General features: G+C 65.7%; 9 protein-coding genes. 5 read left to right on the top strand and 4 right to left on the bottom strand.

Annotation, left to right across the window (positions count from 1 at the left end; all coding sequences use genetic code 11):
* Positions 1 to 15: 15 nt before the first annotated feature.
* Complete coding sequence (locus tag AAFP32_RS02615; protein ID WP_350270524.1) at positions 16 to 471, bottom strand: hypothetical protein; 456 nt, start codon at positions 469 to 471, stop codon at positions 16 to 18.
* A gap of 160 nt (positions 472 to 631) precedes the next feature.
* On the opposite strand from AAFP32_RS02615, the gene AAFP32_RS02610 reads away from it, so the two are divergent.
* Positions 632 to 1,612, top strand: coding sequence for a universal stress protein (locus AAFP32_RS02610; RefSeq protein ID WP_350270523.1), 981 nt, complete (start codon positions 632 to 634; stop codon positions 1,610 to 1,612).
* A gap of 82 nt (positions 1,613 to 1,694) precedes the next feature.
* Here the strand turns inward: AAFP32_RS02610 and AAFP32_RS02605 are convergent, their stop codons facing one another.
* From AAFP32_RS02605 to AAFP32_RS02595, 3 genes are read right to left on the bottom strand one after another with little or no spacing between them, the layout of a single operon-like run.
* Entirely contained in the window at positions 1,695 to 2,603 is a 909-nt protein-coding gene (locus tag AAFP32_RS02605; RefSeq protein WP_350270522.1) for a DMT family transporter, read from the bottom strand.
* A gap of 38 nt (positions 2,604 to 2,641) precedes the next feature.
* Positions 2,642 to 4,084 (bottom strand): aldehyde dehydrogenase family protein, encoded by a 1,443-nt coding sequence (locus AAFP32_RS02600; protein WP_350270521.1) that lies wholly within the window; start codon positions 4,082 to 4,084, stop codon positions 2,642 to 2,644.
* Positions 4,081 to 5,589, bottom strand: coding sequence for an asparaginase (locus AAFP32_RS02595; protein WP_350270520.1), 1,509 nt, complete (start codon positions 5,587 to 5,589; stop codon positions 4,081 to 4,083). The genes AAFP32_RS02600 and AAFP32_RS02595 overlap by 4 nt, the downstream gene beginning before the upstream one ends.
* A 33-nt stretch (positions 5,590 to 5,622) precedes the next feature.
* Between AAFP32_RS02595 and purD the strand changes: the two genes are divergently transcribed.
* From purD to AAFP32_RS02575, 4 genes are all read left to right on the top strand, one after another.
* Complete coding sequence (gene purD, locus AAFP32_RS02590) at positions 5,623 to 7,890, top strand: phosphoribosylamine--glycine ligase (RefSeq protein WP_350270519.1); 2,268 nt, start codon at positions 5,623 to 5,625, stop codon at positions 7,888 to 7,890.
* Between the two features lie 332 nt (positions 7,891 to 8,222).
* A complete protein-coding gene (locus AAFP32_RS02585) occupies positions 8,223 to 9,719 on the top strand; it encodes an aminobutyraldehyde dehydrogenase (protein ID WP_350270518.1) in 1,497 nt (498 codons plus the stop codon).
* Positions 9,720 to 9,876: 157 nt separating this feature from the next.
* A complete protein-coding gene (locus AAFP32_RS02580; RefSeq protein ID WP_350270517.1) occupies positions 9,877 to 11,559 on the top strand; it encodes an amidohydrolase in 1,683 nt (560 codons plus the stop codon).
* Positions 11,556 to 12,716 (top strand): ABC transporter ATP-binding protein, encoded by a 1,161-nt coding sequence (locus AAFP32_RS02575; protein ID WP_350270516.1) that lies wholly within the window; start codon positions 11,556 to 11,558, stop codon positions 12,714 to 12,716. Before AAFP32_RS02580 ends, AAFP32_RS02575 begins: the two co-directional genes overlap by 4 nt.

The following is a 12,716-nucleotide window of genomic DNA, read 5'->3' as shown; positions in this document are numbered from 1 at the left end:
CACTTCACAAGTTGATCAGACTCCGGTACTCGAGGATCCGTTCCGGGGCTCGTCGTCAGCGCTGTCGTTGTCGGAGCGATTGCCTCCGAGGGTCTCCCCTGCCGAGGTGTCGTCCGAGGTGACACTGGCGTCGGGATCTTCGCCGTTGGCTTCGGCGATACGACGACGCGCGATCTCCTTGGGATCGTCGACCATGTCGATCTCCGCGTCGACGCGGTACTTGCGTGCCTTCCTCCGACCCAGCCAGTCCAGGATCACCGCCAGAAGCCCGCCGAGGAACAATCCGCCCACGGCGAGGATGAGAAGGAGCAGTCCCGCTCCCTTGGCCACGGTGTAACCGGTGGGCATCGCTTCGGGATCGACGAGGAGCGTGAGTACACCCGCGACGAGGACACCGAGGATCGCACCGAGTCCCATGAATACCGAGTACTTGGGGCTGCGACGAACGGCGACGTCGATCTGGTCCTTCATGATCTCCTCGAGCAACGGTGTCGGTGGCGGGCCCATAGTGCCCGCACATCAAGTCGCGGACAGTCTAGTCGAGAACTCTTCCGCCGACTCCCAGGCAGTTATCCGGGCAATCCCATAAGATGGAGACAAGCACAGTACGGCTTCTCACATAGGGGTGGACATGTCCCATACGATCATCGTCGGAGTCGACGGCTCCGCCAACAGCCAAGGCGCACTGCAGTGGGCGATCAGACATGCGCAGCTGACCGCTTCTGAGATTCGCCTCGTGGCGGCGTACACCGTTCCCGGTGTCAATATGACCCAAGCGGACATCGTCTACCCGACCGATTTCGACACAGCAATCAAGAGGTCGGTGCAGAAACTCGTCGATGACAGCGCCCGAACCGTCACCGACGCCTCGGTGCCGGTGTCGACGGTGGTCTCTCCCGGGGATGCCTCTGGAGCGCTGGTCGACAACTCGAAGAACGCCGATCTCGCCGTCATCGGCGCCCGCGGTCGTGGTGGTTTCGCCGGCCGCCTGCTGGGGTCTGTGGCCCTGGCGATGCCCGCGCACGCTCATTGCCCCACCGTGGTCATCCCCAGCACGTGGCCCCAACGCCCGATGCCCGAGAGGCCCCTGTTGATCGACCCGCCTGTACGCTCCTCCGGCGCGCGGACGGCCACCGCCGGATCCGGCGACAGCGGCACCGACTTCAGCGGTGAGGTCGTCGCCGCGATCGATCCTTTCGAGACCGACGGCCCGGTCCTGCGCGACGCCGCCGTGCAGGCTCGGATCTATGGTCGGCCCCTGCACCTGGTCGGCATCACGGCCGCCCACGTGCTCTCGCCGGAATGGATGCCCAGCGAAGTACACCTTGTGAAGATGTACGACGAAGCCGTGACCTCGCTGGAAGAAGCCGTGAAGTCCCTCAGGGAAGAGTTCCCCGAGGTTGACGTTCGCTGGTCGATCTTCGATGCCCCCGCCACCGAGGTGCTCATCAGTGCCACCTACAGCGCCGAACTCATGGTCATCGGTTCCCGCGGTCGCGGCGGTTTCGTGTCAACAATCCTCGGGTCGACCTCCCAGGCCGTACTCTCACACTCTGTGTGCCCCACACGAGTGGTGCGCGTACTCCGCCGAAAGCCGGCGAAGAGGCGCTGACAACGTCCCTGCCGTGACGCTGGGGCGCTGGCTGCTGGCGCGTTGAGGCGCAGCACCATCCTCCTGACCGCTGGCATCAGCCTCACCCCAGCGCGATGAGACCGATGCCGGCGACGACGACCACCGCGCCGGTCAGCTTCATGCCGATGTTCTTCTCCCCGAAGAACCACCAGGCCAGCAGCGTGCCGACGATGATCGAGGTCTCTCGCACAGGAGCCACGAGGGACACCGGTGCCTGCTGCATTGCGAAGAGGACGAGCAGGTACGCCAACGGGGACAGGATGGCCACGGTGACCAGGGCTGGCTTGTGCTCGGCCAGGATCGATGTGACGTCCCCGCGACGCCCCGCACCGCCGGGGAGCGCCACGATGCCCAAGGCCATGATGACTGCGACACAGGCCTCGGAAACAGCGAAGTAGAGCAGCGGTGAGTCGGTGATGTGGTTGACGGCGAAGTCATCCCACAAGGTGTAGGAGGCGATGAAGGTTCCGATCAGCGCGCCCCAAGCCAGACCGCGCCCTATGCCGTGGCTATGAGAGCCGTGGCTGTTTGCCCTGAAGCCTGCACCTCGCGGACGCACCGTCACGACCGCGATGCCGGCAAGGACGATGAAGGCGCCGATGCTCTCCGGTGGGGTGGGCCGCTCACCCAGGAACAGCACCGCGATGATGATCGTGATGATCGGACCGACCCCGCGCGCCGTGGGATAGACGACGCCCAGCGGAGCATGGTCGTAGCCGGATTGCAGGGCCACCGAGTATGCGATGTGGAAGCTTGCGCTGAGCACTGCGGCACTGAGGAGTCCCAGGCTGAACTCGTGTGTTCCGGAGACCAGCAGCCAGACCGCGATCGGGGCCAGGAGGATCGCCGACAGCCCGTGATAGGCCAGCACGAAGGCATAGCCCTTACCGGAGACGGACTTCGCAGCAATGTTCCACAGGGCATGGGCCACCGAGGCGAACAGCACCAGTCCGAGGACTGCAGGAGTCATCGACGACCGCGATCTGCCGGTTTCACAGCGTCACGATTTCACAGCTTCACGACGACGGTCTTCGTCTGCGTGTACTCGTCGAAGGCTTCGATGGACTTCTCGCGGCCATAGCCGGACTTCTTGAATCCGCCGAAGGGCAGTTCCACTCCCCCGCCGGCACCGTAGGTGTTGACGAAGATCTGCCCGGCCTCCACCTCGGCGGCGACCCGATGAGCTCGGGAGATGTTCTGTGTCCACAGGGCCGAGACCAAGCCGTAGTCGGTGCCGTTTGCCAGGGAGATCGCTTCTTCTTCGTCGCCGAAGGTCATGGCCACGACGACGGGGCCGAAGACCTCCTCCTGCGCGATCCTCGAGCCCGGGGACACATTGTCGACAAGCGTCGGAGTGATGAAGGCGCCACCGACGAGGTCCTCGGCGAGGCCCTCGGGCCTGGTCCCGCCGGTGACGATCTGGGCGTTGCCGATGTCGGAGAGGAACCCTTCGACGCGGGACTGCTGCTTCGTCGAGATCAGGGGCCCGAGCATGGGGTCGTCGATGCCGTAGCCGATGGTCACCTTCTCCATCGCGGCCGCCATCTTCTCGACCACCTCGGCGTGGACGTCCTGGGCGACGATGAGTCGGGAACCGGCCGAACAGGTCTGGCCGGCGTTCTGGATGACCGAACGGACCAGGGACGGGATGGCTGCGTCGACATCGGCATCGGAGAAGACGATGTTCGCGGATTTTCCGCCCAGTTCGAGCACCGTCGGGATGACCCGATCGGCTGCGGCGTGAGCGATCTGCGAGCCGACCTGAGTCGAGCCCACGAAGCCCAGATGCGCGATGCCCGGGTGGGCTGCCAATGCCGCGCCCGCCTCACTGCCCTTGCCTGTGACCACGTTGAATGCGCCGGCGGGAAAGCCCACGGAATGGATGAGTTCGGCCAGGCGAACCGTGGAGCGCGGCGTTTCGTCGGCGGGTTTGGCCACGGCGGCGTTGCCGGTGGCCAGCGAGGTCGCGGCTGCGCGGCCGATGAGCTGGAGCGGGTAGTTCCAGGCCACGATGTGCCCGGTCACGCCGTAGGGTTCACGGCGGGTGTAGACGTGCATGTCCTCGGCCATGGGGATCGAGCGCCCGTAGTAGGACTCGATGGTGTGACCGTAGAACTCGAAGTAGCGGGCGCAGACGTCGACGTCGGCGTAGGCCTGGGTCAGGGGTTTGCCGGTGTCCTCGGATTCGAGGGCGGCCATCTCATCACGGTTGGCCCGGATCACCTCGGCGGTGGTGACTAACAGTTTCGAACGCTGCTCGGTGCTCGAGCGCTTCCACTCCTGCTGCGCCCGGGCCGCAGCCTTGACCGCACGGTCGACCTCGTCGGCTCCGCCGCGGGACACATCGCCGAGGTGCTCGCCCGTGGCCGGGTCGACGTTGGCGTAGGTGGTCAGCGAGGGGACATGGCGTCCACCGATGAATGAGGTGGTCTGGGTGATCTGGGCGTTCATCGCCGGCCTTCCAATTCTGCCGATGTGTACAAAGGGACGAAGTCGCTGATGTCCGCGCGCGTGCCCGAAGCGTCAACCGAGCCTTCGGCGAGCGCGGCGGAGAATTCGGTCTGACCGGTCACGATCTCCAACCACACCTGCGCCGAGGTTTCGACGACGTTGGGCGGTGTTCCGCGGGTGTGCCTGGGTCCGGGAATGCACTGGGTGACTCCGAACGGCGGGACGCGGACCTCGACGCTGTTGCCCTCAGCACGCGACGCCAGTTCCTCGAGAGTGAATCTCACCGCAGTGGCCAGGGTCGGCCGATCTGCCGGTGCCGCGTCGGCGTCCGAATGCGCCACCCACATCTCAAGGGCGTTGCGCCCCTCATCGGGGTCAATCCTTCTGCGAATCGCCATCAGTGACTCTCCCTCTTGCCTGATCCTCGCTACATCTTCACCCACGATGACCCGACCGACAACTGCCGTCCGCCCCTCGGAATCGATGCCGCCGGTGACGGGTCCGGTGATCGCCGCACTGACCTCGTCGAGGAGTTCGTCGTCGACGTCTGGCAGGGCTCCGGCCTTCTGCAACAGAGTCAGGGCCACGAGACCCGTCGCCCGTGACGAACCGTCGAGGCATTTCAGCGCGACCGAGTATCCGGATTTCGTGGCCATGACGATGACGCCTTCGGCCCCGCCCTTGGCGAAGACACCGAGGCGGTCGATGACCGTTGTGTTCGGTTTGCCGTGGCCTTCGATCGCCCAGGGTTCGGCGAAGACAGCATCCATCAGTGTGCGGGCCTCGCTCGCATAAGAGGCATAGGGCTCAGCCGCCGAGGCGGTCATCGGGTTCGCGTCTGCTGTGGCAGGATCTGCACTGCCCAGCCGCACCACGCGGCCGATCGCCCGCGCCAGACCGACCAGGCTGAGTGCGAAGACGGGGGCACCGCAGCCGTCTGTGCCCACTGCGGCCGGGCTCTCGCTGGCAAAGGCCTCGACCACTTCGGCGACCTTGGCCTGCACCGGATGAGTGGGCTGAAGGTAATTCGTGGTGTTCGCGCCGATAGCCGTGGCGGCCATGAGGAACGCCGCATGCTTGCCGGAGCAGTTGAAGTACAGGGGCGACTTCGGGTCACCTGTGCCGGCTTCCTGCAGGCTCCGGCGGAAGGCCCCGTCGGCGGGGTGCGCGGACGGGCATTGCAGGTCATCAGGGCTCAGCCCGACGGAACCGAGCATCCCGGCAACCGCCTCGGCATGGCCGGCCTCGCATGCGTGGGAGGCGGTGGCCAGCGCCGCCCACGTGCCGCTGACATCGGCGCCGAGATTCATTGCGGCAATGGCTTGGAGGGGTTTGAGGCTCGACCGGGTGAACCCGGGAACCTCGGGAGCACCCAGGCTGATCAGGGGAGATCCCTCTGGATCGAGGACGACGGCGGAACCGATATGGCGGGATTCTACGAATCCGCTGCGAACGACTGCGGCCAACTCGACGGCCCCGGCGGAAGTGAAAGTGGAAGGAGTCACGCACTCAAGCCTACGACCTTATAGGCTGGTGGGGTGAAGGTTCTTGTCATCGGTTCGGGCTCCCGCGAACACGCCCTCGTCCTTGCTCTCAGTCGCGACCCCCAGGTCGACGCCGTCATCGCCGCACCCGGCAACCCGGGAATTGCAGCGATCGCGCACACCGAAGCCGTCGATATGAACGACTCCGTCGCAGTCACCGCACTGGCGGAGACACTCGACGTCGACCTCGTGGTCATCGGCCCCGAGGCACCACTGGTCGCCGGGGTCGCCGACGCCCTGCGTGAGTCCTCTTTCCCGGTCTTCGGCCCCAGCTCCGAGGCCGCGATCCTCGAAGGCTCGAAGGCGTTTGCCAAGGAGGTCATGGAGTCCGCGAATGTGCCCACCGCACGCGCCGTGGTCGCCTATACCCCCGACGAGGCGGCCGTCGCCCTCGACGACTTCGGCGCCCCCTACGTGGTCAAAGCCGATGGCCTGGCAGCCGGCAAGGGAGTCGTCGTGACCTCGGAACGCGCCGAGGCTCTGACCCATGCCAGCTCCTGCCTCGAGGTCTCCGACCGGGTCGTCATCGAGGACTATCTCGACGGCCCTGAGGTCTCCCTCTTCGTCCTCTGCGACGGCCAGCACACTCTGCCGCTGGCTCCCGCCCAGGACTTCAAACGCATCGGCGATGGTGATACAGGACCCAACACCGGCGGCATGGGTGCCTACTCGCCGCTGCCCTGGCTCCCGGCCGGCACAGTCGACGACATCATCACCACCGTCGCCCAGCCGGTCGTCGATGAGATGACCCGCCGCGGCACCCCGTTCGTCGGTCTCCTCTACTGCGGACTCGCCCTGACCTCGAAGGGCATGCGGGTCGTTGAGTTCAACGTCCGCTTCGGCGATCCCGAAACCCAATCCGTGCTCTCCCGCCTGCGCAGCCCGCTGGGTCAGACCATGCTCGCCGCCGCCGAGGGGCGCCTCGACGAGGTCGGCGAACTCGACTGGGATCCGCGCACCTCGGTGACCGTGGTCATGGCCGCCGAGAACTACCCGAACACTCCGCGCACCGGCGACATCATCCGTGGCCTCAACACGGCCGATGGGCTCGAAGACGTCCACATCCTCCATGCCGGAACCGCCCGCGCCACAGACACGGGCGCCGGGTTCGCCCCTGAGGACATTGTCATCTCCGAGGACGTCGCTGAGACCGGAGACATCGTCACCGCCGGCGGACGTGTGCTCTCCGTCGTCTCGCTGGGCAACGACCTCGACGAGGCACGGGCCAAGGCCTATGCCGCTGTGGACGAGGTCAGGTGGGACGGCGAACAGCACCGCACCGACATCGCCGAGGTGGCCGCCCGCGGGCAGGTCGCCGTGGCCGATATCTACCCGGCACCCGCAGAGGCACCGGCCTCGGCTGGGCTCGACTCCACGGCTGCCGAACTTCCGGGCTGGAGGCACGTGTACTCGGGCAAGGTCCGCGACCTCTACATTCCCGACACAGCCGCCGATGCGGCTTCGGCGAAGCAGCTGCTCATGGTCGCCTCGGATCGCATCTCCGCCTATGACTGGGTTCTCGACTCCGAGATCCCGGACAAGGGCAAGGTTCTGACCGGGCTGAGCCTGTGGTGGTTCGACCAGCTGTCGGAGATCATCGGCAACCATGTCATCAGCTCCACCGTTCCCGAGGCTGTGGCCGGTCGCGGTCTCATCGTCAAGAACCTGTCGATGCTGCCCATCGAATGCGTGGCCCGCGGCTACCTCACCGGTTCGGGAATGGCCGACTACAAGGCCACCGGCTCCGTGTGCGGAATCCAGTTGCCGGCAGGTCTCATCGAAGCAGACCGCCTGGAGCCCGCGATCTTCACACCCGCGACCAAGGCCGATCTGGGCGACCACGATGAGAACGTCAGCTTCGCGCAGATCTCGGAGACCATCGGCGTCGAAGCGGCTGAGAAGGCCCGCGACCTGACGATCGAGATCTATCAGCGCGCCGAGGCGATCGCGCGTGAGCGCGGCATCATCCTCGCCGACACGAAGTTCGAGTTCGGGACGCTGCCCGACGGCACGATGGTCCTCGGCGACGAAGTGCTCACTCCGGACTCATCACGCTTCTGGGACGCCGGGAGTTATGAGGCAGGCACGGCGCAGGAGAGCTTCGACAAGCAGTTCGTCCGCGACTGGCTGACCACGGAGTCCGGTTGGGACAAGTCCTCGGACACTCCCCCGCCGGCACTGCCCGCCGAGGTGGTTGAGAAGACCCGTGCCCGCTACATCGAGGCCTTCGAGAAGCTCACCGGCGAGCAGTTCCCCGGCTGAGAGCCCAGCACTTCGCCGATACATCGCCGCCCCGCCGAGACACGCACGCCAACTGCGCGTCTCGGTGGGGCGGGCGTGTTTCGGCGAAAGGCGCCACTGGGCCAATGACGCCCGCGTCAAACCAGACCGATCCACGGAATACGCAAGTATCGGCACTGTTTCAGCACGCCTCGTACTTATTCCAATAGTTTTCTCCACTCACAGCCATCTCACGCAACGGAATCGGTGGAATCTGCCCAGTGGTTCCGCTAAGGTGTGATGAACAGTGACCGGCGACACATCTGGTCGCCCGAAACCACACACTGACGTGCAACTCGGTTGGAAGTGACACTATGCATTACTGGAATGGCAGCTATCACGAAGGCCGCGGCGCCCCCTTCACACTCGTCAATCCCGCCACGGGTGAGAGAACCGGTGAGTACACGCTCGCGAACGCCGCCGACGTCAACGAAGCGGTCGCCTCGGCGAAGGCCGCCTATCCAGCCTTCAAGGCGCTGACTCCCGGAGAACGGGCAGAGCTGATGCTCGGACTGGCAACGCAGCTCGAGGCCCGCGCCGAGGAGCTTGCCGAACTCGAATCCCAGCAGACCGGCAAGTCCATTCGCCTGGCCCAGGGGTTCGATGTGCCCGGCTCGATCGACAATGCGAAGTTCTTCGCCGGGGCCGCGCGGCAGCTCACAGGACTGGCGGCCGGTACCTACTGGGAGAAGTCGACGTCGATGACCAGGCGTGAGCCCCTCGGCGTCGTCGGCTCGATCGCCCCATGGAACTACCCGCTGCAGATGGCCGCGTGGAAGATCTTCCCAGCCGTCGCCGCCGGCAACACGATCGTGCTCAAGACCTCGGAGATGACTCCCGGGACCTCACTCATCCTCGCCGAGGCTGCCACCGCCGCAGGCTTCGCCCCCGGTGTCATCAACGTCATCGCCGGTGACGGTCAAGGCGCCGGTGAAGCGCTCATCACCCACCCGGATGTCGTCATGTCCTCGTTCACAGGCTCGACCAAGGTGGGCCGGCGCATCATGGAACTCGCCGCCGCGAAGGGCTCTCGCATCCATCTCGAACTCGGCGGCAAGGCCCCGCTCGTGGTCTTCGACGACGCCGACATCGAAGCCGCAGCCCGCGGCGCCGTGGCCGGGTCACTCATCAACTCCGGCCAGGACTGCACCGCGGCGACTCGGGCCATCGTCGCCCGCGAGCACTTCGAGGCCTTCACCAATCGGGTCACCGAACTCATGGACGGCGTCCGCGTCGGCAACCCGTCCGAGCCCGCCACGGACATGGGTTCCCTCATCTCCCTGACTCACCGCTCACGAGTCTCCGACATGGTCGACCGCGCCCGTGAAGCCGGGGCCACAATCCACTGCGGCGGGCAGGTCCCGACGACGAACCACCTCGGCGAAGCTCTGCCCGGGGACACGGACTCGACGGCGTACTACGCGCCCACGCTGATCAGCGGAATCGACACCGACGCCGAGGTATGGCGCGAGGAGATCTTCGGTCCTGTCCTCGTCGCGATCGCCTTCGACACCGACGACGAAGCCATCGAACTGGCCAACGACACCCGCTACGGGCTGGCGGCGAGCGCCTGGACGACGACCACGAACCGGACGATGCGTGCCGCGGCCGACATCGAGGCCGGATGCGTGTGGATCAACGAGCACATCCCGATCGTCTCCGACATGCCTCACGGCGGGTACAAGGCCTCCGGCTTCGGCAAGGACATGAGCCAGTATTCATTCGATGAGTACACGCAGGTCAAGCATGTCTTCATCGACCAGCACGAGGACCCGCACCACGAATGGCAGGACACCATCTTCACGTCCTGACACATCGCGAGGGGCCGTCGAGTCACCAGCTCGGGCACGAACCGATAACAGCTCACCCGAAACCCTGTGGCCCGATATCCCGGTGCACATGCAATGACATCCTGGCCAGTGCGTCTGACGCGCTTGCCTCACCTTCGACAAGGAAGTCGGGAGGAACATGAACCTCGATATTCTCGACGTCAGCATCTTCGACGGTCACTCCATCCTGCCTGCGAATCGCATCAGCATCCGCGATGGAATCATCACCGAGATCGGCACCGGCGTGGCCGCAGACCCTGCCGAAGACACCATCTTGGCCACGGGGAAGCTGATCACGCCCGGATTCGTCGACGCCCATGTGCACACGACGTTCGGCGGGCAGGAGTCTCTGGCCTGCGATCTCAGCCGAACACAGGGCCTTGAGGCCTCGCTCGAGGTGATCGGCGACTATGTGGCCGCAACCGCCGCTGGCGCCTGGGTGACCGGAGGCGGGTGGTCGATGGCCGACTTCCCCGGCGGTGCACCGTCCGCTGCGATTCTCGACGAGCTGAGTCCGGACAGGCCCATCATCTTACTCAGCGCAGACCACCATTCAGCCTGGGTGAATTCGAAGGCCATGGACCTCGCCGGCCTCGATGCCTCCACGCCTGCCCCACCCGGGGGCGTGATCGAGCGGGACGAAGCAGGAGCACCGACCGGGTGCCTGCACGAATCCGCCATGGATCTCGTCTCCGCCCACGTCCCGGCCGCCACCGATGCTAACATCCGCGCCGGTCTCCTCGCCGGACAGTCCTACCTCCATGGCTTCGGCATCACCGCCTGGATGGACGCCATCGTCGGCGACTACTCCGGCCACCGCTCCCCCTTCGACGCCTATGTCGAAGCCGAGGACACCGGCGAGCTGTCCGCCGAGGTGGTCGGCAGCCTGTGGTGGCCCCGTGACGTCGACGACATCGACGCCCAAGTCGCAGCCCTGCTCGAGCAGCGGCGCACCCACGGGGACTTCCGCACCACCTCGGTGAAGTTCATGCTCGACGGCATCGTCGAATCCCGGACTGCCGCGATGAGTGCTGAGTACAGCTGTCCCTGCGGCGGGTTCGGCACCAGCTACTTCACCCGCGAACACCTCCACCGATCCTTCGCCGCCCTCGACGCGGCAGGCTTCGACATCCACTGCCATGCGATCGGGGATGCCGCCAACAAGGCGGCCCTCGACGCCTTCGACGCCATCGGAACCGGCCCAAGCGACTCCGAGGTCAAGGGCAGAGAACGACGGCATCACATCGCCCACGTGCAGGTCGTCGATCCCGTCGACATTCCCCGCTTCGCTCAGCTCGGGATCACCGCGAACCTGCAGGCCCTGTGGGCCTGTCACGACCAGCAGCTGCTCGACCTCAATCTTCCCTACCTCGGCGCCGAACGCTCCCGCTGGCTCTACCCGTTCAAGTCCTTCGCCGATGCGGGCACGCACCTGGCGATGGGGTCGGATTGGCCGGTGTCGACACCGAACCCGTGGGAGGCCATCCATGTGGCCGTCAACCGTTCGCATCCCGATGCCGGCGACCCTGCACCACTCCTGCCCGAACAGGCCATCGACCTGTCGACCGCGCTCAGCGCCTACACCTCCGGTTCCGCGCACCTGCTGCGCTCGAAGACCAACGGAACCATCCGCACCGGCCAGATCGCGAACCTCGCGCTGGCCAGCGCGAACCCCTTCGACATCACCCCACAGAGGCTCGCCGAGGTGCACAACGAGCTGACGATCGCCGGTGGCCGCATCGTCCACGACGTCACCACCGCAGAGCCCACCACCACCACCGCAGAGCCCGTTGCAGACACACACGCTGAAAGGCAATCATGACCACGACAGCCACTGCCGAAACAACGGCGCCCACCCAGCTCGAACACCTGGAGATTCAGGGAGTGAAGAAGGTATTCGGGGACAACACCGCGATCGAGAGGCTCGATCTGTCGGTGCGCAAGGGTGAGTTCCTGTCACTGCTGGGCCCCTCGGGCTGCGGCAAGACGACCCTGCTGCGCATGATCGCTGGGTTCGAGGTCCCGACCGACGGCGCAATCCTGCTTTCCGGCAAGGACATCGTCAGCCTTCCCCCGCACCGGCGTCCGGTCAACACGGTGTTCCAGTCCTACCTGTTGTTCCCGCATATGAACATCGCCGACAACATCGCCTACGGGCTCAAGCAGTCCAAGACTCCGAAAGCGGAGATCGCCGATCGCGTTCGTGAGGTCCTCGCGCTCGTTCAGATGGAGGACTTCGCCGGTCGCAAACCTGAACAGCTCTCGGGCGGTCAGCAGCAGCGCATCGCTCTGGCCAGAGCTCTGGTCAACCGTCCGCAGGTTCTCCTCCTCGACGAGCCGATGTCTGCCCTCGACCGGAAGCTGCGGGAGGAGATGCAGCTCGAGCTCAAACGCCTCCACACGAAGCTTGGGACGACATTCGTCTTCGTCACCCACGACCAGGACGAGGCACTGGCCATGAGTGACCGCATCGTCGTCATGTACAACGGCGTGATCCAGCAGATCGGCTCCGGCGAGGACATCTACGCCAACCCCGTCAACGGGTTCGTCGCCGGGTTCATCGGAAAACAGAACTTCGTCCCCGCCGAGGTGACCGCAATCGAGGGCGGCACAGCACAGCTGCGGACGGCGAACGCTGTCATGGAAACGCCCTCGACCGATCTTCGACCCGCCTCGGCGGCGGGGACTGCAGGGACCCTGTCGGTCGGTGACAAGGTGCAGGTTGCCATCCGCCCCGAGCGGATGCACGTAGCTCCGGCTGGTCAGGCTCGGCCGGCCACGAACTCCGCCCTGGGGCGCATCATGTCGGTGTCCTTCCTCGGTGACGTCATCCAATACATGATCGTCTCCGGCGACAACGACGAGCTTCTGGCCCGTGTGCCCGCGGCCGGCAATGAGATCCTCACCGCCGGCGCCGAGGTGGACCTGAGCTGGGATGCCGAGGCCGTGGATGTCTACGGGTATGAGGGCGGTGCCTGA

This window comes from Brevibacterium sp. CBA3109 (genome assembly GCF_040256645.1).
Lineage (GTDB): Bacteria > Actinomycetota > Actinomycetes > Actinomycetales > Brevibacteriaceae > Brevibacterium > Brevibacterium koreense.
The sequence above is the reverse complement of the archived record's forward strand: the minus strand, read 5'-3'. Positions and strand labels throughout refer to the sequence as shown.

What these genes read in the sequence shown, in the direction of transcription:
- AAFP32_RS02600 (WP_350270521.1), bottom strand. Translation starts at nt 4,084, where the DNA reads ATGAACGCCCAGATCACCCAGACCACCTCATTCATCGGTGGACGCCAT.
- AAFP32_RS02580 (WP_350270517.1), top strand. Translation starts at nt 9,877, where the DNA reads ATGAACCTCGATATTCTCGACGTCAGCATCTTCGACGGTCACTCCATC.
- AAFP32_RS02605 (WP_350270522.1), bottom strand. Translation starts at nt 2,603, where the DNA reads ATGACTCCTGCAGTCCTCGGACTGGTGCTGTTCGCCTCGGTGGCCCAT.
- AAFP32_RS02615 (WP_350270524.1), bottom strand. Translation starts at nt 471, where the DNA reads ATGAAGGACCAGATCGACGTCGCCGTTCGTCGCAGCCCCAAGTACTCG.
- AAFP32_RS02610 (WP_350270523.1), top strand. Translation starts at nt 632, where the DNA reads ATGTCCCATACGATCATCGTCGGAGTCGACGGCTCCGCCAACAGCCAA.
- AAFP32_RS02585 (WP_350270518.1), top strand. Translation starts at nt 8,223, where the DNA reads ATGCATTACTGGAATGGCAGCTATCACGAAGGCCGCGGCGCCCCCTTC.
- AAFP32_RS02575 (WP_350270516.1), top strand. Translation starts at nt 11,556, where the DNA reads ATGACCACGACAGCCACTGCCGAAACAACGGCGCCCACCCAGCTCGAA.